Raw genomic sequence first — 22117 nt, forward strand, 5'->3', positions numbered from 1 at the left:
GTGTCGTTCGAGGCCTCGAGCGGCGACCTTCCGACCGAGATCGATCAGGTCCGCTATCGACGCATCCTCCGCTTCGCATCGCGGCATCTCGCTCACGCGTGGTGGTACGAGCTGGTGCTCCCGCGGATCGGCTTGCAGCGGATCACCGAGCGCACGCGCCCGCGCCGCATGCGCCGGTTCGCCCGGGCATTCCACGGCCTCGCCGTGGAGCTCGGCGGACTCATGATCAAGGTGGGTCAGTTCATGTCGTCTCGGCTCGACGTTCTTCCGCCCGAGATCACGGCTGAGCTGGAGGGACTGCAAGACGAGGTGCCTGCCGAGGCGTTCGCAGACATCCGCGATCTCGCGGAGCGGGAGCTCGGCGTGCCGCTCGCGACAGTGTTCGCGGAGGTCGAATCCGCGCCGCTCGCCGCAGCTTCGCTCGGCCAGGCCCACGCCGCGATCCTTGCCCCCGCCCTCGCAGCCGACGTCGGATTCTCCCGAGCCGTGCTCAAAGTGCAGCGTCCCGGGATCGACGGCATCGTCGCGGTCGACCTCGCGGCGCTCCGCAAAGTCGGTCGGTGGCTGAGTCACGTGCGGCTGGTCTCCCGCCGGGTCGATATGCCGGCGCTCGTCGAAGAGTTCGCAGTGACGAGTCTCGAGGAGATCGACTACCTGCAGGAGGCCGCCAATGCTGAGCGCTTCCGTCAGAACTTCGCGGCGCACGACGGCGTCGCCGTTCCCGAAGTCGTCTGGGAGCGGACGAGCCGACGCGTGCTCACGCTCGAAGATGTTTCTGCGATCAAGATCTCAGATGTCGACGCGCTCAGAGCGGCCGGCATCGACCCGCACGACGTCGCGCTGCGGTTCGCGACGGTGATGTTCGATCAGCTGTTCACGCATGCCTTCTTCCACGCCGACCCGCACCCTGGCAACGTCTTCGTCACACCGCGAGATGACGCTGAGCCGGGGGAGTGGCGACTGACGTTCATCGATTTCGGCATGATGGGCGAAGTGCCAGCGGGAACGCGCGGCGCTCTGCGATCACTGCTGATCGCAGCTGCGACGAGAGACGGTCGCGGACTCGTGGCAGCGATGCGCGAGGTGGGGGTGCTGCTGCCCAACGCCGACGCCTCCGAGCTCGAGCGGGCCATGACGCAGCTGTTCGCGCGATTCGGAGGTATGGGGTTCGCCGAACTCCGAGATGTCGACCCGCGCGAGTTCCGTGACTTCGGCCATCAGTTCAGCGATGTGATCCGCACGCTCCCGTTCCAGCTGCCCGAGAACTTTCTGCTCATCATCCGAGCGATCTCGCTCACGTCGGGCGTCTGCAGCACCCTCGACCCGAAGTTCAATCTCTGGGATGCCATCGAGCCCTACGCGCAACAGCTCATCCGTGAGGAGCGCGGCAACGTCATCGCGGATGCTGCGAGTCGTGCGCTGGACGCAGCACGCGCCTTCATGCTGCTCCCCTCGAGAATCGGTACCACACTCGACCGGATCGACAGTGGCGACCTCGAAATACACGCGCCGCAGCTCGAACAGCGCTTGACCCGCGCCGGAACGATGGGCCGGAGCCAGACGCCCGCCATACTGTTCGGGTCAGTCCTCATCAGCGGTGCGCTGATCCGCGACGCCGACGCTGCGCTGAGCACGGTTCTCCTCTTCGCATCGATCGTGCCGCTCGCATGGATGATCGGAAACGGTTTCAGGCGGCGCTAGAGGTCGAAGCGGCCGCGCGTCCACAGCAGGGAGATGACGAGGGCGCTGCCGGTCAGCGCTATGGCGATCCATACGGGACCAAGCGCGCCCGTCCCTGCCGCGAGCGCAGCGCCGCCGAGTATCGGTCCCGTTGCGGCACCGATATTCAGCGCTGCAGTCGCGTACGCGCCGCCCATCGTCGGCGCTTGCGCGGCCGCGGAGAGAACGCGCGCGATGACCGTACTGCCGACCGCGAACGAGAGCGCCCCCTGCGCGAGCACGAGAGACACCAGCACCACCGGGAGCGTGGCCATCGATGCCATGGCGACCCACCCGATCACCAGCAGCGGCCCGCCGATGGCGAGGACGGCACGGGGGTGCTGATCCGAGAAGCGTCCAGCGGTCACGACCCCGATGAACGATCCGATGCCGAACATCACGAGGGTGACGGGAACCCAGATCTCGGACAGCTGCGCCGTCTCCGTCACCAGGGGTGCGAGGAACGTGAACACCGCAAACGTCGCACCATTGATCAACGCCCCGAGCGCCATGGGCAGCAGGAGTCGCGGCGTCGACAGCAGGGCGAGCTCCGCCCGGAGGCTGGGCGAGATCGACGCAGCGGTGGGCTGCGGCGGGCGATTCGCGATCCCTCGCGCGACCCCCACGGCCGCGGGAGCGCAGAGGATGGCGACCGCCCAGAACGTCGCACGCCAGCCCAGTGCCGCGCCGAGCAGAGCTCCGGCGGGGACTCCGGCCACAGTCGCGATCGTTGTACCGGAGAGCAGGATCGATACGGCGCGTCCGGTGCGATGCTTCGGCACCAGCGCGGCAGCCGCGCCCAGCGCCACGGCGAGAAAGCCAGCGTTGGCGAGCGCGCTGAGTACTCGGGTGAGCACAAGCAGCGAGAAGTGCGGCGTCAACGCTCCGACGACATGGCACGTGGCGAAGGTGAGGAGGCAGACGAGCAGGGTGAGTCGAGGCGGCCAGCGGCGAGCGAGGGCTGCCATCAGCGGCGCGCCGATCACCATCCCGACTGCGAACGCGGAGGTCAGGAGGCCAGCAGTGCCGACCGGGATGTCGAGATCAGTCGCAATGGCGGGGAGCAACCCCGCCAGCATGAATTCTGAGGTGCCCATGACGAAGATGGCCAGGGCGAGCATGTAGAGAGCGAACGGCAATGAAGACTCCGAGGTGAGGGATCAAGAAATGGGCTTCTTGTCACCGCGGCCAGCGCCCCGGGGTCGAGCAGACATGCACCTGCGCGCAGCGTCGGCGTCGTTATTCGTGGTGCACGGGGCTGGCGGGGTGACCGGCAACCCCCGACTCATCGGATTTCGGGCTCGACATGTCTCAGACTCTACATGCGATGAACCAGGCGCGGTTGCAGAAACCGGTACGCGGGTGCCACTGTCATGGCACCCGGGACCGATGCCTGCCAGCGTCTCGTCGAAGACAGTGGAGTGATGCACTCCTTGCCCGCTCGCACACCGATCCTTCCGATACTCTTGACAGCCGTTCTTGCCGGATGCGTACTGCTGATCCCGACATCCGGAGAGAGCCTCAGCGTCGTCGTCACCCGAACGGCAGCTGAAGCGGGTGCGTCACTCCCCGGGGCAGTGTTCGTCTCAGACGCCGCACTTGCAGTTCTGGCCGCCGCGACCGCAGGGGCGATGGCGTTGGCGTGGATGAAGCGACCGGCGTCTCGCGGTGCAGTGGTCGCGAGCGCGGCCGGAGTGATGGCAGCATACGCGGGGAGCGAGCTGCTCAAGCTCGTGTTCGCTCAAGCGCGTCCCTGCACGAGATGGATGAGCGTGGGCGAGTGCCAGGTCACCGACTACTCCTTCCCGTCGAACCACGCGACCCTCGCATTCGCCGCCGTATGGGTGATAGCGGTGGCAAGCGTCAGCGTGAGCAGCGCCTTGAGTGCGATAGCGATAGCCGCGGTGGTCTCAGCCGGGCGCCTTCTCGAGGGCGTCCACTACCTGCACGACGTTGCCGCTGGTGCCCTGGTCGGGATTGTCGTACCGGCGTGCAGCATCGGGGCGTGGTCACTCCTGCGGGGCGCCCGTGCGCGCATCGCGCATCGGCGTTTCGCCGTTCGCTGACGAGTGCTCGGACCTGCGAAGATGGGTCGAACCGTCTCCCACCCGAAAGGTCTGGCGTGCCCCGAGCAGTTACCCTGATCCGATCCTCCTCGCTCTCCGATGCCGCTGAGTACGCATACGCCGCGACCGCACCGGCAGATGCCCGATTGATCTTCCTCGCGGGTTCCTGCCCGCTGCAGGCGGACGGAACGACGGCAGGGATCGGTGACGTTGCGGCGCAGGCCGCCAAGTGCATCGAGAACATGCAGGTCGCGCTCGCCGAGGCCGGTGCAGATATTCGAGACGTGATCAGCACTCGCGTCCTGGTCGCTTCGGCGCAGCAGTCCGACCTGGTCGCGGCGTGGGAAGTCGTCCGTGACGCATTCGGAGACCATGATGTTCCGAGCACTCTTCTCGGCGTGACCGTTCTGGGCTACGACGATCAGCTCGTCGAGATCGAAGCGGTCGCGGCAGTTCAGGACGGATCCTGATCGTCTCCTCGGTACCGCACCGGCGGAGACCGAAGACGCCGTGAACGACGCGCGCCGAGCGTATGCTCCGCCGTCTCCCACCTCCACTCGACCGAAGGCGCCAGCATGATTCACACCCCAGCGAAGCCATCCGTTCTGTTCGTGTGCGTGCACAACGCCGGGCGATCTCAGATGGCGGCCGCCTTCCTCGATCACCTCGCGCGCGGGCGCATCGAGGTGAGATCGGCTGGGTCTGCGCCCGCCGACTCCATCAACCCGGCGGCTGTTGCGGCGATGAGCGAAGTCGGTGTCGACATGTCGACGGCGACTCCGAAGGTGCTGACCCCCGAAGCGGTGCAGGAATCCGATGTCGTGATCACCATGGGCTGCGGAGACGCGTGTCCGATCTTTCCGGGCAAGCGCTATGAGGATTGGCAGCTCGACGATCCAGCAGGCCGCGGAATCGAGGCGGTGCGCCCGATTCGGGATGAGATCCGCGCACGGATCGAAACCCTCGTCGCCGAACTCCTCCCCAGCGAGCGGTAGCGCTGCACAGCAGCACGGCCAACGGCGCTCGCGCGACCGGCACCCGCTACCCCTGCACGTGCTCGTCGACGGCGCGAACGACGCGCGCGGGGGAGCCCAGGGCGATGACTCCCGCGGGCACGTCGGCGGTCACCACAGAACCGGCGCCGATGACGGAATCGTCGCCGATCGAGACCCCTGGAAGGACCGTGACGTTGGCACCCAACCACACGTTCCTCCCGATGATGACGGGCGACGGGATCAGATCGCTGCGTCGACTGGGCGCCACGTCATGCTGCAGGGTTGCGATGACGACGTTGTGACCGATCAGGCAGTCATCTCCGATCGAAATCCCGCCCTGGTCCTGAAAACGGCAGCCCGAATTGATGAACACGCGTTTGCCGAGCCTGATGTTCCTGCCGAAATCAGCGGTGAACGGCGGAAAGAGCGTCACGGTTTCGTCAATGGGCGATCCGGTCAGCTCGGCAAGCAGCGCTCTCACGCGCGCTGGAGGGTGGTAGCCGGTATTGAGCTCACCTGCGATGCGGAGGGACGCTTGACTGGCCTCATGCATGGCCGCGTGCCCGGGCGAACCGCCGGCGATGATCTCGCCCGAATCGAGTGCGTTGAGGAGTTCGTTCAGATTCATTCGGGGTCTCCAGACCAGTGAGCAGGTCTCTGCCCGGCGTCTGCGTCGCTGGGCGTTTGGGGAGCGGGAGGGACGGCGTTCCAATTCGAGAGGAGTTGCAGCCGCTCATCGGAAGCCGACCCGGGTTCTGCGGTGTAGACGATGAGGCTGAGGCCCTCGTCGGAGGTGACCGCGAGCTCTTCGTAGAGCAGTGTGAGCTCGCCGACGAGCGGATGGTGGAAGCGTTTGCTGCCGCTCCCATGGGTGCGCACGTCGTGCCTCGACCAGAGCTGGGCGAAGGCCTCGCTCCGCGTGGAGAGTTCTCCGACCAGGTCCTGCAGAGCTCGATCGTGCGGGTCGCGGCCGGCCTCGACGCGCATGATCCCGACACACATCTCTGCGAACAGGTCCCAGTCCGGATAGAAGTCGCGCGATGCCGGGTCGAGGAACTGGAAGCGCGCCAGATTCGGAGTTCGCCCGCCGGTTCCGATCACAGGTGAGTAGAACGCTGCGCCGAAGTCGTTCGTCGCGATGAGGTTCTGGTGACGGTCGCGGATGAAAGCGGGGCCGCCGGTGATCGCGTCGAGCGTGCGCTGGAGCGCGAGGCGAGCGGGTTGCTGCGCGGCCGTGTGCCTGCGCGGGCGTCCTGACGCCGGAATGCCGTCGGCCGCCCGAGCGAGATCGAGGAGATGCCTGCGTTCAGTGGCATCCAGAAGCAGGGCTTCGGCGAGTGACTCCAGCACGGCGGAGGACGCGCCGGCGATATCTCCACGTTCGAGCTTCGCGTAGTACTCGACGCTCACATCGGCGAGCATCGCCACTTCGGACCGGCGAAGCCCGGCGACTCGCCGATTCGACCCAGCCGTCAGCCCGACATCCGCAGGTGAGAGGCGTGCACGCCGCGACATGAGGAACTCGCGCACTTCGGCCTTGTTGTCCATACCGTCCACAGTAGGACGCCCGGAGGCAGTGAAGGATGCACCAGTAGTACACCTCTCGCCAGAGCCTTCCCCCGCGGCGGAGAGCAGGCTTCACTGGCACTGCTGCACAACGACTCATCCGCGACTGCGGCGCAGCCTCACCCCGCCTCACCACCCACACGAGAGGACCGCTCATGCGAGCCACCCTGATGTTCACTGCCGGCGACGTCCGTGTCGTCGAAGTTCCCGAACCCACGCTGCAACGCCCGACCGACGCCATCATCCGGGTGACCTATGCCTGCGTGTGCGGATCCGATCTCCATCCGTATCACTCTCTGGAGGAGACTCCCGGGGGGCGGCGGATGGGGCACGAGGCGATCGGCGTTGTCGAGCAGGTCGGATCGTCGGTCGAACATGTGCGGGTGGGCGACACGGTGATCGTCCCGTTCGCCTGGTCAGACAACACCTGTACCTTCTGCCGCGACGGCGTGACCACCTCGTGCCTGCACGGCGGCTTCTTCGACGGCGCACCCTCGGCGACGCAGGCGGAGAAGCTGCTCGTTCCTCAAGCTGACGGCACCGCGGTCGTCATCCCCGAAGGAACGGAAGAATCGCTGATGCCGTCACTGCTGACGCTCTCCGACGTGTACCTCACGGGGTACCACGCCGCTCGCACCGGCGGAGTCGCGACGGGACACACGGTCGTCGTCATCGGCGACGGCGCCGTCGGTCTCTCCGCGGTGCTCGCATCCCGTCTCATGGGAGCAGCGACGATCATCCTCATGGGCAGGCACGAAGACCGCACCGCCCTCGGGCGTGAGTTCGGCGCGACGCACATCGTCGCGGAACGGGGAGCAGAGGGCATCGCACAGGTGATCGAGATCACGGGCGGGGAGGGCGCGCACGTCGTCCTCGAAGCCGTCGGCCACCTGCCGGCGTATGAGCAGGCTTACGGCGTGGTGCGCCCAGGCGGCACGATCTCCCGCGTCGGCGTCCCCCAATACGAAGAAGCGCCCGTGGGCTTCAGATCGCTGTTCGGCAAGAATGCGACATTGACGGGCGGGCCCGCGACCGTCCGGGCGTATATCGAGGCGGCGCTCCCGCAGGTTCTCGATGGGACCATCGATCCCGGCAGAGTCTTCGATCGGGAACTGCCTCTCGATGAGATCGCCGAAGCGTACCGCCTGATGGACTCGCGCGAGGCGCTGAAGGTGCTCATCCGGCCGTGAGGCAAATATCCCCGTCCCCGTGCGACCCATGCTCGGGAATGGGAGACTGGGCGCAGTGCGGCACGGAGGAAACGCTCGCCCAGCCCGAGTCACGAGAGGATCGCGCATGATCTCGTTGTCGGCAGCTGCCGGAATAGCTCTCGTCGAGCTCGGGCTTGCACTGACCCCCGGACCGAACATGATGTACCTGGTCTCTCGCAGCATCAGCCAAGGTTGGCGTGCCGGGATGATGTCGCTTTCGGGGACTGCCGTCGGCTTCGTGGCCTACATGATGATGGCGAATCTCGGGTTGGCCGCAGTGTTCTTCGTCGTTCCCTGGTTGTTCATCGCGCTGAAGGTCGCCGGAGCCGCGTACCTGCTCTGGCTCGCCTTCCAGACGATTCGCCCGGGAGGCAGATCCCTGTTCGAGACCGCAGACCTGCCACGCGATTCATTCGGCAAGCTCTTCCGCATGGGTCTGCTGACGAACCTCCTCAACCCGAAGGTCGCGATCCTCTACCTCGCGCTCATCCCGCAGTTCATCGACCCCAGCGCCGGCAGCGTCGTCGCACAGGGCTTCCAGCTCGGCGCGATCCAGATTCTCGTCGGCGTCGCGATCAACGGCGCGATCATCGTCGCCGCCGGCTCAGTCGCCACGGTCCTGCAGCGCAAGCCCACGTGGATGCGATGGCAGAAATGGGTCACGGGTACCCTGCTGGGAGCCATCGGCGTGAAGCTCGCGATCGACGCCCCGGCCCCCGCTGCCGCACCGTAGCCCGCCCGCCGGGTTTCGCCGCTACGGTGCTCGCCTCCCGCGCAGCTCATACCCCAGGATCACCGCATGGACGCGGTCACGCAGATGCAGCTTGGCGAATATCCGGTTCACGTGCGTCTTCACCGTGGCCGTAGAGAGGTGGAGGGCCTCGCCGATCTCGCTGTTCGAGAGGCCGGCGGTGATGCACGCGAAGACGTCGCGTTCCCGTGGACTGAGCTGGTCGAGCGGATCGTTCTTCTCGGTCGCTCGCGCTTGCTCACGCAGTGACCCGCGGGATGCGTAGTGGTCGATCAGTTGCCGGGTGATTCTCGGCTCGACCACAGCCTCACCCGAATGCACCGTTCGAACGGCTTCACGGAGCCGGTCCGGCGGGGTGCTCTTGAGGAGGAACGCGCTGGCGCCGGCCTCGAGGCCGCCGAAGGCGTACTCGTCGATGTCGAACGTGGTGAGCACCAGCACCCGGGTGGCGGCGTGCATGGCAGTGATGATCCTCGTGGCTTCGATGCCACCCATGCCGGGCATGCGCACATCCATGAGTGCGACGTCGGGCTTCAGCTCCCGGGAGCGGCGAATCGCCTCCTCTCCCGAGGCCGCCTCGCCGACCACCTCCATATCGTCGGCGGAGTCGAGCACGAGCGCGGTGCCCATCCGCACGAACTCTTGATCGTCGACCAAGAGGACCCTGATCCTGGGCAAACCGGTTGCGCTCATGGACGCGCTCCCTCGCCGATCATGAATGTGGCATGCACCTTCCAGCCACCCCCAGGGCGCGGGCCAGCTGCGCTGCTGCCGCCGTACGTCGCTGCCCGCTCAGCGATGCCGAGCAGCCCCCGGCCGCTGCCTTGACTCGGAGCCCGGCCCGCTTGAGGGGCGGCGAGCCCGTCGTCGGCAACCTGCACCGTCACGGTGCTGCCCGCGACGTCGATGCCGACCTCGACGTGTGTGGCGCCGTTGGCGTAGCGCAGCACGTTCGTGAGCGCTTCCTGGACGATCCGGTACACCGACGTCGAGAGGGCAGGATCATCGGGCAGTGCCGTTCCGGAGCGTGAGAGCGTGACAGGCATTCCGGTGCTGCGAAAGACTTCGATGACGTCCTCCAGATCTGGAGCGTTGTGCCCTGAGCGATGCAGGCTCTCGTCGAGTTTCGCGTCCTCCTCGCGGAGTACCTGCAGGACTCGCTTCATGTCGGACAATGAGCTTCGCCCGACGTCGCCCAATCTGCGGAGTGCCGCAGCTGACCGCTCGGGGTGCTTCTGCCAGGCGTCTGATGCGCCGTCCGCGAGGGCGATCATCGTCGACAGCGAGTGGGCGACGATGTCGTGCATCTCAGCGGAGATGCGCTGCCGTTCGACGATCCGCGCGGTGCTGAGCCGTTGGTTGACGAGTTCCGTGAGCGCCTCACGGCGCCCTGCCGCGCTGCGTGCGGCGATACCCAGAGCGAGAGCGAGCAACGCCAACGGGTCGAGCAATGAGGGTGTCTGAGGCGCGCCGGTGATCAGGAAGCGAACGAGGGCTCCGAGTGCAGGTACGCCCACGAGGACCGCGTACCCCATGAGTGCGGTCCCGGTGGGCAGCAGGGAGGCGACGGTGTAGAGCGCCACAGCCGCGGGCAGTCCCAGCAGTGCGACCGGGGTGGGGACGAGGGCACCCGCCGTGCTGACGAGCGCGATGGCCACGAGGACCGCCCGCGGATACCGGCGTCGACCGAGCAGCATCGCGCTCGAGACGATCGCCAGGAGCAGGCCCGGCCAAAGCGGTTGCGCACGCGGCAGCACGAGCACGAGCGCTTGAACCACGAGACACATCACGGCGACGAGGCCGTCGACCACGCTCTGATGTGCGCTGAGCCAGCGCAGCATCCGGGAACCGAGGACGCGGTCGACCTCCTCGGCAGCCACCCACGGCTGGGTTGCATGAGTACTCATACGTTCGCCGACTCCCTCCCGAGCTGTGCTCTCATTCTTCCCCACGCTCGGCCCGGGCACCCGTTCAGGCGTCTCGGCGTTTGAGCGTGATCGCCGCGGCGAGGAACAGCGCCAGCATCCAGATCAGCAGAACGCCATAACCGACCCACGGGCCCATCGGGTCCGTTCCGGCTGGGGCGAGGAGCAGCGAGCCGGCCTGAATCGGGAAGAAGCGGGTGATCTCGGCGCCGTGTGCCGAGAAGATCTGCGGGATCACGGGCACGATCAGCAGGAGCACGAGCGTCGCAAGCACCGCGGCGATGACGTTGCGAATGATGGTGCCGAGCGCGAGACCGATCATGCCGATGGCGGCCAAGTACAGGCCCGACCCGACGACGAGTCGGAGCAGGACGGGTGTGTCCAAGGCGTAGCTGTAGCCACCACCGCCGAGGACGGTCGGTGCGATGGCGAAGCCGATGGCCGAGCTCACGACACCGATGCCGAAACCGATGGACGCGACGATCACCGCCTTTGCGACCAGTGCCGGCGTCCGGCGCGGGACCGAGAGCAGCGTGGTGCTGATCTGCCCGGAACGGTACTCGTTCGCCATCATCAGGACTGCGAGCACGGCGAGGACGACGCCGACATAACCGGTCTTGTCGACGATCATCTCGGGGTAGGGGTCGTAGTCCGCCTGAGGTGAGCCGCGGTCGCGGAAGACGTACGCCCAGGGCATCGCAATTCCGTTCGCGAGCAGGAGCAGGAGGGTGAATCCTGCGAGGATGTGGTTCGAGGCCAGCCCGCGGAACTTGATCCATTCGGAGGCGATCGCGCCGCCGAGGCTGACATTGCGCACCGTTGAATCGCGCACGGCGCGGGCTTCGGCGGTGCCGGTGGTCGTACTCATGAGGAACGTCCTTTCGAAAGCGGTGAATCAGGCTGAGACATACTCGACGGAGTCTCGGGTGAGCTGGTTGTACGCCTCTTCGAGTGTCTGGCGCAGCGGCGTCAGCTCGGTCAGCAGGACGCCCGCCTCGTGGGCGGCGCGGGCGACTTGCTCGGCGGTAAGGCCCTCCACGTCCAGCAGACCCAGCTCGTTCGAAACGATGGTCACGCCCGGGGCGCTGATCCGGCGAGTGAGAGCTGGGGCATCGGTCGTGCGTACGCGGACGCGGCTGCCGCCCTGCTCGGTGAGCGCGTTGATCGGCGCGTCCGCGATGATCTCGCCGCGACCGATGATGATGACATGGTCCGCGATGAGCGCGAGCTCACTCAGCAGATGGGAGGAGAGGAAGACCGTTCTGCCCTCGGTCGCCAGACGGGCCAGTAGCTCGCGTACCCACGTCACCCCCTCCGGATCCAAGCCGTTCACGGGTTCGTCGAGGATCAGCGTGCCCGGGTCACCGAGCAGCGCCGCGGCGATGCCCAAGCGCTGGCCCATGCCGAGGGAGAACGCGCCGACCTTCTTTCTCGCGACCGCAGTGAGGCCCGTCGCCTCGAGAACCTCGTCGACCCGTGAGCGCGGGATGCGATGTGTCGCTGCGATCGACGCGAGGTAGTTCGCTGCCGTGCGGGATCTGTGCGCTGCCTTCGCGTCGAGCAGCGCACCCACTTCCCGCAGCGGAGCCGCGAACTCCCGGTACTCGGTGCCTGCGATGAGGGCTCGGCCAGAGGTGGGGCGGTCGAGACCGACGATCGATCGCATCGTCGTGGACTTGCCTGCTCCGTTCGGTCCCAGGAATCCCGTGACCTTCCCCGGCTGGACCGTGAAGCTCACTTCACGGACGGCGTGGGTGCCCGCATAGGTTTTGGTCAAAGCCTCAACTTCGATCGTCATGGCGTCGTGCTCCTGTTCGTCTGGGGTGCTTCGTGCTCTCGACGCTACGGGCGCGCAGGTGCGGGTGGATGCCAACCCTGGGTTGAACTGCAGCCGATCACAGCTCGCGATCCGGCTCTGCGAGCACGCGCCGCAGCACCGACGTGGTCGCGACGACTCCCAGCTGCACCATCACCGTGCCGGCGGCGATGCAACCGGCTACCGTGACGATGAAGAGCGGGGCGGTGACCACCGATACCCCCACGACGGGGACGACGAGCAGGGCGGCGATGCACGCCGGAACGATGGCCGCCACGAGCAGCGGGGTGCTCACCGAGAGGCGCCGCGAGCGCGTCATCACGGCGAGCGGCATGCCCAGGCGGTCGAGACTCACGTACAGGGTTCTTCGTTCCAGCACCGCGGCCACCTGGATGACACCGACTGAGCAGGCGACGAGGAGATACGACACGGCGACCGCCGCCACCACCACCAGGCGGATGTCGCCGAAGAAGAGGATCTGCTCCGGCGTCACCGCCTCGGAGAGGCGCTGCACGGTATCGAGAAAGCCCAGTGCGGATCCAGCGGGAACAGCGATGAAGCTGGCTAACGCCACCCCTGACACCTGTCTCCACGCCGCCTGCGGCGACTCGAGCACACCGCGCAGAGCAATCAGGGTTGCTGCATCGTGCGAACGTGCGAGTCTGCGCCGAGCGAGCCGCGCCACGAGGTAGGGGCCCATAGTGTGAAGCGCGGCCATCACTGCGACGAATGCCGCGACGAGTGCCGCCGTGATACCGATGACTCCCCAACTCACCGACGTCAACTGCAGTACGAGCACCGAGCCTCCCACCACGAGCGCCGCGATCACGACGCGCAGCCAGTGCATCCGCGGCGCATCATGGCGCATGCGTACCCCGAGCGGTGAGATCAAGGCTCGTCTCAGACTCGCACCTGCGCTCGTTATCGCGATCACCACGACACTGAGCAGGAGCGCTACGACGAGCGGCGACGAGAGCCATGCGCGATCCGCACCCAGCGGGCTGCCGGTAACCTCGATGTGCGAGAGGAACGGCACCAGCGGCACGTAGAGCATGAGACCTGCGAGAGCGCCCCCGCCCGCGATCAGTGCAGCTTCCACAAGCGCGACTCCTCGCACCCAGGTCGATGAGGCGCCCATCAACCGCAGTGTCGCAAGCCGATCTTCGCGGCGCCTGGCGGAGAGTCGGGCCGCGGTCGCGCCGAGAGTCCCGATGGGCACCACGAGCGCCGCCATCATGGCCGCCGCGAGGATCCGGTACTGCCCAACGCCTTCGGGGTCCGGGGCGCTCCAGTAGGCCCGGGCCAACACGACGACGCTCAGCGCCACCGCAGTGATCACTGCATACGCGAGGATCGGCAATGCCGGGAGACCGTGGCGAGCGGGCTTCACCAGCAACCACAGCGCGGACAGTCGGGCGTGCACTCGGGCTCGACGAGCGCTCATCGCGTTTCGCCGTCGACGACGACGCGACCGTCCCGCAGTCGAACCACCCGGGAGCAGCGGCGTGCCACGTCCTCGTCGTGCGTCACGATGATCAGCGCCCGCCCCTGTGCTGTGGTCTCGGCGAGCAGTACATCCAGGACCTCCGACGCCGTCTTCGAGTCGAGCGCGCCGGTCGGCTCGTCGGCGCAGACGACTTGAGCGTTCGTCGCGCGGGCCCGAGCGATTGCCACGCGTTGCGCCTGACCGCCTGAAAGCTGGCCGATCCTGCGCCCGGCGAGGCCCGAGAGACCCAGGTCCTCCAAGAGGGATGTCGCGCGTTCCATCGCGGCCCGCTTCCCCATGCCGATCAGGAGCAGAGGTATCGCGACGTTCTCCGTCGCCGTGAGTTCGGGGATCAGCATGCCCTGCTGAAACACGAAGCCGAACTCCCGCAGGCGCACCGCCGACCGAGCTGCATCCGACAGGCTCCCGAGCTCTTCGGCCCCTTCGCGTGTGCGAAGCGTCACCGTTCCCTCTGCTGGCCTGATGATTCCCGCCATCGCATAGAGCAGGGTGCTCTTCCCCGATCCGGAGGGACCCATGATCGCCACGGACTCGCCGTCACGCACCTCCACATCGACGCCGTCCAGCGCCACCGCTTCGCCGTAGCGGACGCGGAGGCCCGTGGCAGACAACCGGACTGCTCCCAGAGGGGAGGATTGCTGTGGCGCCGGAAGGGCGGGGGAGAGAGGATCCACGGTCATGCTTCGACGCTAGGCGAGTCGATCTCGGGACGATGCCAACCGGGGGTTGACCTTGCGATATACCTACAGGGGGTATATTGTGGGCCGTATTGGTACCCCATGGGGGTATAAAATGAGGAGGCGCAATCGATGAATGTGAACCGTTTCCAAGTGACCGGCATGACCTGCGGGCACTGCGAGATGTCGATTCGAGAAGAAGTCGATGAGATCCCCGGCATCGCGGAGATCGCGATCAGCGCACAGACGGGCGAGCTCGTCGTGTCCGGTCGGGGTGAGATCGACGACGCGCAGGTGCTTGCTGCGGTCGCGGAGGCCGGTTACACGGCGGTGAGAGCCTGATGCGTGCCGGCGCACGCCTCGCGCTCTACGGTGCGGGGTTAGCAGTGGCCTTCGGCGGTGCTTTCGCGGCCGCCGGAGCCGTCATTCCAGACCGTGTTGTTGCAGGGTGGACGGATAGAGGCGAAATGAACCAGCATGATGCGGGCAAGAGTACGAACGAGGCGCAGACGGAAGAGCGCACCCCGAACGGCGTCTCCATCGAAGCGGGCGGCTTCGTGCTCGCGCCGATAGCCGCGCCAGGAGCCGTCGGCGCACGAGGTGAGCTGAGCTTTCAGGTGCAGACACTCTCGGGTGAAGCGACCACAGAATTCGCTGAAGCGCACGAAAAGGACCTGCACCTCATCGTCGTCCGCACGGACGGCGCCGAGTTCCGTCACGTCCACCCGCAACTCGATGAGGCCACTGGGACCTGGTCTCTGCCGTGGACATGGGATTCTGCCGGCACGTACCGTGTCTATGCCGACTTCACCCCCGCGACGGAGGGAGCAGAGGGAGTCACGCTGACGCGCACGGTAGAGGTCGCCGGCACCTTCGCTCCCGTCACGTCAGAGGTGCGGCGCACTGCAGAGGTCGACGGCTTCGACGTCACCCTCGACGGAGATCTCACCGCCGGAACCACGAGTGATGTCACGGTCTCCGTAGCACGCGACGGGAAGCCGGTCACTGCGCTCGAGCCGTACCTCGGAGCATTCGGCCATTTGGTCGCGCTTCGCGATGGGGATCTGTCGTATCTGCACGTCCACGCTCAGGGCGACGCGCCTCGCGTTGGCAGCACGGCAGGCCCTGAAATCGGATTCATGGCAGAGGCGCCCACTGCTGGCCGCTATCTCCTCTACTTCGACTTCCAAGTCGATGGAACCGTGCACTCGGCCGAATTCGTCGTCGACGCCGGCCGCGGGGAGATGCACGGCGCGAGTGACGAAACCCATTCGGACGATGCCGACAGCCACTGACCCGTTGGGTACGGCCACCGCGACGACAATGCTCAAGGAAGGAAGACGATGAGTACATCAGCGCCCCCAACAGGCGGGCCCGGCTTCGAACTGGAGATCGGGGGGATGACTTGCGCCTCCTGCGCGAACCGGATCGAGAAGAAGCTGAACAAGCTCGACGGCGTCGAGGCAACGGTTAACTACGCCACGGAAAAGGCCAAAGTCTCAGTGCCCGAAGGGTACGACCCGGCATTGTTGATCGCTGAGGTCGAAAAAACCGGCTACACGGCCGCTCTGCCCAAGCTGAAGCACGCACCGGCGGGTGCGTCGGATCCCGCGTCGGATGGGGAGGACACGGAGCTCACCCAGCTGCGGCACCGCCTCATCGGATCGATCCTGCTCACGGTGCCGGTGATCGCGATGGCGATGATTCCTGCTTTGCAGTTCACCTACTGGCAGTGGGCATCGCTCGCGCTGGCTGCACCGGTCATCATCTGGGCGGCCTGGCCCTTCCATCGGGCGGCCTGGACGAACCTCAAACACGGGACCGCCACAATGGACACGCTCATCTCCATGGGCACCTCCGTCGCGCTCCTGTGGTCGTTGTACGCGCTGTTCTTCGGCACCGCCGGCGTTCCTGGCATGACCCATCCGTTCGAGTTCACGATCGCGCCCTCCGACGGAGCGGCGAACATCTATCTCGAAGTCGGAGCGGGTGTCACGATGTTCATCCTCGCGGGTCGTTACTTCGAGAAGCGCTCCAAGCGCCAAGCAGGGGCGGCCTTGCGTGCCCTGCTGGAACTTGGTGCGAAAGAAGTAGCGGTGCTGCGTGACGGTGCCGAGGTGAAGATTCCGACCTCCGAACTGCAGGTCGGCGACGCGTTCGTCGTTCGTCCGGGAGAGAAGATCGCCACCGACGGCATCGTCGTTTCCGGCACTTCCGCTGTTGACGCGTCCATGCTCACCGGAGAATCGGTACCCGTCGAGGTCGGCGAGGGCGACCCGGTGACCGGCGCGACGGTGAATGCCGGCGGTCGTCTGGTCGTGCGTGCGACGCGCATCGGGGCGGACACGCAGCTCGCGCAGATGGCGAAGCTCGTCGAGGACGCCCAGACCGGCAAGGCTGAGGTTCAGCGCCTCGCCGATCGCATTTCCGGCGTGTTCGTGCCCATCGTCATCGTCATCGCGGTTGTCGCTCTCGGTGCATGGTTGGGCGCCGGGTTCCCGGTCACCGCCGCGTTCACCGCAGCTGTCGCGGTCCTCGTCATCGCGTGCCCGTGCGCGCTCGGGCTCGCGACCCCGACCGCGCTGCTGGTCGGCACCGGACGAGGCGCCCAACTGGGCATTCTCATCAAGGGCCCGGAGGTGCTGGAATCGACGCGCAAGGTAGACACGGTAGTGCTCGATAAGACGGGTACCGTCACCATCGGCAAGATGGCTCTTGTCGACGTCGCGACCGAGTCGGGCGTGGAGCGTGCGGATCTTCTCCGCTTTGCGGGCGCGCTCGAGGACGCCTCCGAACACCCGATCGCGCAGGCGATCGCGAAGGCCGCCACTCAGGAGGTTGGCGCGCTGCCGACTCCGGAGGACTTCGCGAACGTCGTGGGGAAGGGGGTGCAGGGAATCGTCGACGGCATTCCGGTTGTGGTCGGCCGCGAGTCGCTGCTCGCGGATTGGTCGCAGCACCTCTCCCCAGAGGTTGCGCGGGCGAAGGCGCGCGCGGAGAACGAGGGCAAGACGGTTGTCGCTGTCGGCTGGGATGGGCAGGCTCGCGGCATCGTCGTCGTCGCCGACACGGTCAGACCGACCAGCGCTGAAGCGATCCGGGGCCTCAAGGAAATCGGCCTGACCCCGGTGCTGCTGACCGGTGACAACGAAGCTGTCGCTCGACAGATCGCGGCCGAGGTCGGCATCGATGAAGTCATCGCCGAAGTCCTCCCGAAGGACAAGGTCGACGTCATCGTCCGGCTGCAGCAGGAGGGGAGGACGGTGGCGATGGTCGGTGACGGCGTCAACGACGCCCCCGCGCTCGCTCAGGCCGATCTGGGGTTGGCGATGGGCACCGGCACGGACGTGGCGATCGAGGCATCAGACATCACCCTCGTGCGCGGCGACCTGCGGGCCGCCGTCGATGCGATCCGGCTGTCTCGGAAGACCCTCTCGACCATCAAGACGAACCTGTTCTGGGCGTTCGCCTACAACATCGCGGCCATTCCGGTTGCAGCCCTGGGCATGCTCAATCCCATGCTCGCCGGTGCGGCGATGGCGTTCTCCAGCGTCTTCGTCGTCGGCAACAGCCTCCGACTGCGCGGGTTCAGAAGCATCACTGCGCAGTAGCATCCGGAACCATTCCAATCGGCACTCATACGAAAGGCGACAATCCATCATGGCAAACGACACTCAGGCGGCCTCCAGCTGCTGCAGCACCAGCTCACCGAACCCGGCCGCGACGAGCACCGGTCACGACAACCTTCTCGGCGGTGGCGCTGACGACCTGACCACCTGCCCGGTCATGGTCGGGAGCCCCGTCAGCAAGCAGGCCGCCGAGAGCGTCGGCTTGTTCCGCGACTTCGAAAGTCAGCGCTACTACTTCTGCTGCGCCGGCTGCGGCCCCGCGTTCGACGCGGATCCCGCCAAGTTCGCCGCGAACATGGCATAGATCTCGCTCGCGTGCGGGGCGGCCACCGGCGTCGCGGCGTTCTCGTCGTCGTCGCCGGGGCCCTCCGCCGACGTGAAGATCACCGAAGCCACGGATGCCGTCGCCCGCCCTGCGCGCATGACACCGGCACCGTTCCGCCTGACGCTCAGGAGCTCCCCAGATGACCACTACGCCCCACATTCTCATTCTCGGCGCAGGAGCTGCCGGGTCCGCCGCCGCGCGCGGTCTCGCCGCCCGAGACGACGTACGCGTGACGCTGGTGACGGAAACGGGTGAGGCTCCCTACACGCGGATGCTCATCAGCGGCGTGGCACTGGGGCCGACGCCTCCGGATCTCATCGCGCTTCCTCTCCCACAGGTCGAAGTCGTCGCCGATACCGTCGTCGACGTGCATCCCTCTGCCCGGACGGTGCAGCTCGCCACTGGTGCGCGGCTGCCATACGACGCGCTCATCGTCGCCACCGGCAGCAAGCCTCGGACCCTCCCCGCTGGCGTCGTGCGAGGTGCGACCACCGCAACGGGGAGCCGGGTCAGCACGATGCACTCCTTGGCGGATGCGCTGCGCATCCGTGAACTGCTGACGCGCGGCGGGCGGCCTGCACGCGTGGCGATCTACGGCGGCGGGCTGATCGCGGCCGAGACGGCATCGCTCCTGCACGCCGCCGGACACCAGGTGGCGGTGATCTCCCGCAGTCACACACCCGGCGTTGGGGCGTTCGGCGCCCTCGTCGCCGAACGCATCGCCGCCGATCATGCCGCTACCGTGCACACCCATTTCGGTCGCATCGTTCAGTACGTGGATCGCAGCGAATTCGGGGTTGCCATCACCCTTGACGACGGCACGCCCCTCGTCGCAGACTTCCTGCTGGTGGCACTGGGCACCATCGCGGCAGCGCCCGCCCCGTGGACTGCAGGGGTCGATGTCGATGAGCGTCTGCGCGCCGAACCTGACCGTGTATACGCCGCCGGAGGTGTTGCCACGCTCCATCACGAATCGTTCGACCCGCGGCGCATCGACCACTGGGAAGATGCCGCCGCCCAAGGAACTCACGCCGCGAAAGCTGCTGCGAGCGAACTCGGTCTCGGGGAAGACCCGGGCTCGTATCTGCCGCGCAGTCCCTACATGGCGATGATCCATGGTCGGATGGTCTCCGGCGTCGGCTACATCGGCGGTGCCGAAAGTCATCTCGAGGACACCGACGAGTTCGTCGTCCGGCACGAGGCCGGAGGTACGGTGACCGGAGTGACCGGCATCGATGCGGTGGGAACGGTGTACCAGTGGGGGAGTCAACTCCATGGCTCGCCCGCCTGAGATCTTTCCGAGACCGGCCCACTCGCACAATAAGGAGCAGATCATGACCGAACCTCATGCGCACCAGCATCACGATCGTTCCCCTGCCCGCGCCGACGTTCAGGTGGATCACCGCGGCGGCCACGGCGGCCACGGAGACCACGCCGGCCACGGCGGCCACGCAGACCACGCCGGCCACGGCGGCCACGCAGACCACGCGAGCCAGTTCCGGAATCTGTTCTGGATCAGCCTCGTCATCGCGGTACCGGTTGTCACCGCTTCTCCGATGTTCGCGATGCTGCTCGACTATGAGGTGCCGGCTTGGGCGATGTGGATCGCACCCGTGCTCGGCACCGTCATGTACGGATGGGGCGGACGGCCGTTCCTCGCTGGGGCATGGAGTGAACTCAAGAGCCGCACACCCGGGATGATGCTGCTGATCGCCCTCGCGATTACGGTGGCGTTCTTCGCGTCATGGGCGGCGACGCTCGGTCTCGTGCATCATGAACTCGAGTTCTGGTGGGAGCTCGCACTGCTGGTCGTCATCATGCTGCTCGGGCATTGGATCGAGATGCGATCCCTCGCGCAGACCACCTCCGCCCTCGACTCCCTGGCTGGTCTGCTCCCCGATGCAGCAGAGCGCGTCGAGGGCGACGAAGTGGTCACCGTCGCACCTGCAGCGTTGCAGGTCGGCGACGTCGTTATCGTCCGCCCCGGAGGGAGCGTGCCCGCTGATGGTCGTATCGTCGACGGCAGGGCGGACATGGACGAATCCATGATCACCGGCGAGTCGCGACCGGTCACGCGGACCGTCGGCGACCTCGTGACTGCGGGCACTGTTGCGACCGATTCCGGGGTGCGCGTGGAGATCACCGCGACCGGAGACGACACCGCGCTCGCGGGGATCGACCGTCTCGTCTCCCAGGCGCAGAACTCGTCCTCCCGCGCCCAGCGAATAGCTGACCGCGCCGCGGCGATGCTGTTCTGGTTCGCCCTGGGGGCGGCCGTCATCACGGCGGCCGTGTGGGCACTGGTCGGTGACACCGACGCCGCCGTCGTGCGCAGCATCACGGTCCTCGTGATCGCCTGCCCGCACGCGCTCGGGCTGGCGATCCCGCTTGTCGTGTCGATCGCGACCGAGCGGGCCGCGCGCGGCGGAGTGCTCATCAAGGATCGTCTCGCGCTGGAATCCATGCGCGAGGTCGACGCGGTGCTCTTCGACAAGACCGGCACTCTGACGAAGGGCGACCCGACGGTCACCCGTGTGGCGCCGGTGGGCGAACTCACCGCGGATCAGGTCCTTGCGCTCGCAGCGTCGGCTGAGGCTGATAGTGAGCATCCGCTCGCGAAAGCCATCGTCGCTTCGGCGAAAGAAGGCGGCCTCTCGGTAACCCGGGCGAGCGGTTTTGCGTCGTCTCCGGCGGTGGGCGTCACCGCAATGGTCGCGGGCCACGAGATTCGAGTGGGCGGGCCGCGACTGCTCGAAGAGACCGGACAACCCGAGGTGCCTGACGCCGACACTTGGCGGGCCGAGGGCGCGATCATCCTCCACGTCCTCCGCGACGGGGTCGTGGTCGGCGGACTCCGCCTGGCCGATGAGATCCGACCGGAGTCCCGTGAAGCCGTCGAAGCACTTCATCGGCTCGATATCGAGGTCGTCCTGATCACGGGAGACGCTGAGGCCGTGGCGACCGACGTCGGGCGCGAGCTCGGCATCGACCGAGTCTTCGCGGGGGTGCGACCCGAGGACAAGGCGGCCAGAGTTTCCTCGTTGCAACGAGAAGGGAAGAAGGTGGCGATGGTCGGCGATGGCGTGAACGATGCGCCTGCGCTGGCTCAGGCCGACGTCGGCATCGCCATCGGCGCGGGGACCGATGTCGCGATCGCATCCGCTGGAGTCATCCTCGCAAGCTCCGATCCCCGTGCCGTGCTCTCAGTGATAGGGCTGTCCCGGGCTGCGTATCGGAAGATGAAGCAGAACCTGTGGTGGGCGGCCGGTTACAACCTCCTCTCGGTGCCGCTGGCGGCCGGTATTCTGGCTTCGGTCGGTTTCGTGCTCCCGATGTCCGTGGGTGCGATTCTGATGTCGCTGTCGACGATCGTGGTCGCGCTCAACGCGCAACTGCTGCGCCGCACTGACCTCACCCCCGCAGCCAGTACACGTTCCATTCTGGAACGGCAGTAAGAAGGAGTTCCATGTCATCGGAGAACGACCTGAGTGCCGGTCACCACGGGTACATCGACGACAAGAATCAGTACCTGCAGCGCATGAAGCGCATCGAGGGCCAGGCGCGCGGCATCGCGAAGATGATCGATGAGGAGAAGTACTGCATCGATATCCTCACGCAGGTCAGCGCGCTCACCCGTGCCCTGCAAGGAGTCGCAACGGGCCTGCTCGACGATCACCTCAAGCACTGCGTCCTCGATGCAGCGAAGCTCAGCGACGACGCCGGCCTGGAGAAGATCAAGGAAGCCACCGACGCGATCAACCGCCTCGTTCGTTCCTGAGGCTGAAGCTCCGCGAGATGTGAGATCCCGCGCTCCGCTTTGCCTGGAGCGACCGGCAACTTCTCGCTGCCCGGAATCGCCGTGTAGTGCGTCCCGCGCTCCGGTTTTCGGTGGATCTGCCACTCTCAAGTTTCTGGCTGCACCGAGGTTGC

At 66.7% G+C, this 22117-nt stretch carries 22 protein-coding genes; 13 read left to right on the plus strand and 9 right to left on the minus strand.

The genetic code is table 11. From position 1 onward, the window contains the following. Window positions 1-1701, plus strand: a complete 1701-nt coding sequence (locus JSQ98_RS02740; RefSeq protein ID WP_211648255.1) for an ABC1 kinase family protein — start codon at window positions 1-3, stop codon at window positions 1699-1701. Here the strand turns inward: JSQ98_RS02740 and JSQ98_RS02745 are convergent. Further along, on the minus strand, window positions 1698-2858 hold the full coding sequence (locus tag JSQ98_RS02745; RefSeq protein ID WP_211648256.1) for a Cmx/CmrA family chloramphenicol efflux MFS transporter: 1161 nt from the start codon (window positions 2856-2858) through the stop codon (window positions 1698-1700). The genes JSQ98_RS02740 and JSQ98_RS02745 overlap by 4 nt on opposite strands. Window positions 2859-3143: 285 nt before the next feature. Here JSQ98_RS02745 and JSQ98_RS02750 point away from each other — a divergent pair, with 285 nt between their 5' ends. The 3 genes from JSQ98_RS02750 (at window position 3144) to JSQ98_RS02760 (ending at window position 4780) form a co-directional block, all read left to right on the plus strand. Continuing rightward, complete coding sequence (locus tag JSQ98_RS02750; RefSeq protein WP_211648257.1) at window positions 3144-3785, plus strand: phosphatase PAP2 family protein; 642 nt, start codon at window positions 3144-3146, stop codon at window positions 3783-3785. Between the two features lie 56 nt (window positions 3786-3841). Next, complete coding sequence (locus JSQ98_RS02755; protein ID WP_090148654.1) at window positions 3842-4255, plus strand: Rid family hydrolase; 414 nt, start codon at window positions 3842-3844, stop codon at window positions 4253-4255. Between the two features lie 105 nt (window positions 4256-4360). Next, entirely contained in the window at window positions 4361-4780 is a 420-nt protein-coding gene (locus JSQ98_RS02760; protein ID WP_211648259.1) for an arsenate reductase ArsC, read from the plus strand. Window positions 4781-4826: 46 nt separating this feature from the next. Here JSQ98_RS02760 and JSQ98_RS02765 read toward each other — a convergent pair whose 3' ends face one another. Both JSQ98_RS02765 and JSQ98_RS02770 read right to left on the minus strand, forming a co-directional pair. Further along, window positions 4827-5408, minus strand: coding sequence for a DapH/DapD/GlmU-related protein (locus tag JSQ98_RS02765; protein WP_211648261.1), 582 nt, complete (start codon window positions 5406-5408; stop codon window positions 4827-4829). Next, entirely contained in the window at window positions 5405-6328 is a 924-nt protein-coding gene (locus tag JSQ98_RS02770) for an MmyB family transcriptional regulator (protein WP_211648263.1), read from the minus strand. Before JSQ98_RS02770 ends, JSQ98_RS02765 begins: the two co-directional genes overlap by 4 nt. 173 nt (window positions 6329-6501) lie before the next feature. Between JSQ98_RS02770 and JSQ98_RS02775 the strand changes: the two genes are divergently transcribed. After that, the gene (locus JSQ98_RS02775; RefSeq protein ID WP_211648265.1) at window positions 6502-7536 is read left to right on the plus strand and encodes a zinc-binding dehydrogenase; all 1035 of its coding nucleotides are present in this window, start codon (window positions 6502-6504) and stop codon (window positions 7534-7536) included. A gap of 106 nt (window positions 7537-7642) precedes the next feature. Next, window positions 7643-8290 carry a LysE family translocator gene (locus JSQ98_RS02780; RefSeq protein WP_211648267.1) on the plus strand — a complete coding sequence of 216 codons (648 nt, stop codon included), beginning with the start codon at window positions 7643-7645 and terminating at the stop codon, window positions 8288-8290. 21 nt (window positions 8291-8311) lie between these two features. Here JSQ98_RS02780 and JSQ98_RS02785 read toward each other — a convergent pair whose 3' ends face one another. From JSQ98_RS02785 to JSQ98_RS02810, 6 genes are all read right to left on the minus strand, one after another. Next, a complete protein-coding gene (locus tag JSQ98_RS02785) occupies window positions 8312-9001 on the minus strand; it encodes a response regulator transcription factor (RefSeq protein ID WP_211648268.1) in 690 nt (229 codons plus the stop codon). Beyond that, window positions 8998-10215 carry a sensor histidine kinase gene (locus JSQ98_RS02790; RefSeq protein WP_211648269.1) on the minus strand — a complete coding sequence of 406 codons (1218 nt, stop codon included), beginning with the start codon at window positions 10213-10215 and terminating at the stop codon, window positions 8998-9000. The genes JSQ98_RS02785 and JSQ98_RS02790 overlap by 4 nt, the downstream gene beginning before the upstream one ends. Window positions 10216-10279: 64 nt before the next feature. Beyond that, complete coding sequence (locus JSQ98_RS02795; protein WP_211648270.1) at window positions 10280-11101, minus strand: ABC transporter permease; 822 nt, start codon at window positions 11099-11101, stop codon at window positions 10280-10282. A 27-nt stretch (window positions 11102-11128) separates the two neighbouring features. After that, window positions 11129-12031, minus strand: coding sequence for an ABC transporter ATP-binding protein (locus JSQ98_RS02800; protein ID WP_211648271.1), 903 nt, complete (start codon window positions 12029-12031; stop codon window positions 11129-11131). 97 nt (window positions 12032-12128) lie between these two features. Next, window positions 12129-13493, minus strand: coding sequence for an FtsX-like permease family protein (locus JSQ98_RS02805; RefSeq protein ID WP_211648272.1), 1365 nt, complete (start codon window positions 13491-13493; stop codon window positions 12129-12131). Next, the gene (locus JSQ98_RS02810; protein ID WP_249290708.1) at window positions 13490-14167 is read right to left on the minus strand and encodes an ABC transporter ATP-binding protein; all 678 of its coding nucleotides are present in this window, start codon (window positions 14165-14167) and stop codon (window positions 13490-13492) included. Before JSQ98_RS02810 ends, JSQ98_RS02805 begins: the two co-directional genes overlap by 4 nt. A gap of 198 nt (window positions 14168-14365) precedes the next feature. Here JSQ98_RS02810 and JSQ98_RS02815 point away from each other — a divergent pair, with 198 nt between their 5' ends. The 7 genes from JSQ98_RS02815 to JSQ98_RS02845 all read left to right on the plus strand — a co-directional run bounded on the left by JSQ98_RS02815 (window position 14366) and on the right by JSQ98_RS02845 (window position 21965). Beyond that, a complete protein-coding gene (locus JSQ98_RS02815; RefSeq protein ID WP_211648274.1) occupies window positions 14366-14575 on the plus strand; it encodes a heavy-metal-associated domain-containing protein in 210 nt (69 codons plus the stop codon). Between the two features lie 125 nt (window positions 14576-14700). Beyond that, entirely contained in the window at window positions 14701-15528 is an 828-nt protein-coding gene (locus tag JSQ98_RS02820) for a hypothetical protein (protein ID WP_249290710.1), read from the plus strand. Between the two features lie 48 nt (window positions 15529-15576). Next, entirely contained in the window at window positions 15577-17844 is a 2268-nt protein-coding gene (locus JSQ98_RS02825) for a heavy metal translocating P-type ATPase (protein ID WP_211648276.1), read from the plus strand. A gap of 49 nt (window positions 17845-17893) precedes the next feature. Further along, window positions 17894-18166 (plus strand): hypothetical protein, encoded by a 273-nt coding sequence (locus tag JSQ98_RS02830; protein ID WP_211648278.1) that lies wholly within the window; start codon window positions 17894-17896, stop codon window positions 18164-18166. Between the two features lie 160 nt (window positions 18167-18326). After that, window positions 18327-19478, plus strand: a complete 1152-nt coding sequence (locus tag JSQ98_RS02835) for an FAD-dependent oxidoreductase (protein WP_211648280.1) — start codon at window positions 18327-18329, stop codon at window positions 19476-19478. Window positions 19479-19521: 43 nt separating this feature from the next. Further along, window positions 19522-21642, plus strand: coding sequence for a heavy metal translocating P-type ATPase (locus JSQ98_RS02840; protein ID WP_211648282.1), 2121 nt, complete (start codon window positions 19522-19524; stop codon window positions 21640-21642). Between the two features lie 11 nt (window positions 21643-21653). Beyond that, window positions 21654-21965, plus strand: coding sequence for a metal-sensitive transcriptional regulator (locus tag JSQ98_RS02845; protein WP_090148682.1), 312 nt, complete (start codon window positions 21654-21656; stop codon window positions 21963-21965). Window positions 21966-22117: the final 152 nt, after the last annotated feature.

The sequence above is a fragment of the Leucobacter manosquensis genome, assembly GCF_018304845.1.
Classification (GTDB): domain Bacteria; phylum Actinomycetota; class Actinomycetes; order Actinomycetales; family Microbacteriaceae; genus Leucobacter; species Leucobacter alluvii.

Coding starts and splice junctions, on each gene's coding strand:
- JSQ98_RS02750 (WP_211648257.1), top strand. CDS start 3,144: ATGCACTCCTTGCCCGCTCGCACACCGATCCTTCCGATACTCTTGACA.
- JSQ98_RS02760 (WP_211648259.1), top strand. CDS start 4,361: ATGATTCACACCCCAGCGAAGCCATCCGTTCTGTTCGTGTGCGTGCAC.
- JSQ98_RS02765 (WP_211648261.1), bottom strand. CDS start 5,408: ATGAATCTGAACGAACTCCTCAACGCACTCGATTCGGGCGAGATCATC.
- JSQ98_RS02770 (WP_211648263.1), bottom strand. CDS start 6,328: ATGGACAACAAGGCCGAAGTGCGCGAGTTCCTCATGTCGCGGCGTGCA.
- JSQ98_RS02775 (WP_211648265.1), top strand. CDS start 6,502: ATGCGAGCCACCCTGATGTTCACTGCCGGCGACGTCCGTGTCGTCGAA.
- JSQ98_RS02780 (WP_211648267.1), top strand. CDS start 7,643: ATGATCTCGTTGTCGGCAGCTGCCGGAATAGCTCTCGTCGAGCTCGGG.
- JSQ98_RS02785 (WP_211648268.1), bottom strand. CDS start 9,001: ATGAGCGCAACCGGTTTGCCCAGGATCAGGGTCCTCTTGGTCGACGAT.
- JSQ98_RS02790 (WP_211648269.1), bottom strand. CDS start 10,215: ATGAGTACTCATGCAACCCAGCCGTGGGTGGCTGCCGAGGAGGTCGAC.
- JSQ98_RS02795 (WP_211648270.1), bottom strand. CDS start 11,101: ATGAGTACGACCACCGGCACCGCCGAAGCCCGCGCCGTGCGCGATTCA.
- JSQ98_RS02800 (WP_211648271.1), bottom strand. CDS start 12,031: ATGACGATCGAAGTTGAGGCTTTGACCAAAACCTATGCGGGCACCCAC.
- JSQ98_RS02805 (WP_211648272.1), bottom strand. CDS start 13,493: ATGAGCGCTCGTCGAGCCCGAGTGCACGCCCGACTGTCCGCGCTGTGG.
- JSQ98_RS02815 (WP_211648274.1), top strand. CDS start 14,366: ATGAATGTGAACCGTTTCCAAGTGACCGGCATGACCTGCGGGCACTGC.
- JSQ98_RS02820 (WP_249290710.1), top strand. CDS start 14,701: ATGAACCAGCATGATGCGGGCAAGAGTACGAACGAGGCGCAGACGGAA.
- JSQ98_RS02825 (WP_211648276.1), top strand. CDS start 15,577: ATGAGTACATCAGCGCCCCCAACAGGCGGGCCCGGCTTCGAACTGGAG.
- JSQ98_RS02830 (WP_211648278.1), top strand. CDS start 17,894: ATGGCAAACGACACTCAGGCGGCCTCCAGCTGCTGCAGCACCAGCTCA.
- JSQ98_RS02835 (WP_211648280.1), top strand. CDS start 18,327: ATGACCACTACGCCCCACATTCTCATTCTCGGCGCAGGAGCTGCCGGG.
- JSQ98_RS02840 (WP_211648282.1), top strand. CDS start 19,522: ATGACCGAACCTCATGCGCACCAGCATCACGATCGTTCCCCTGCCCGC.
- JSQ98_RS02845 (WP_090148682.1), top strand. CDS start 21,654: ATGTCATCGGAGAACGACCTGAGTGCCGGTCACCACGGGTACATCGAC.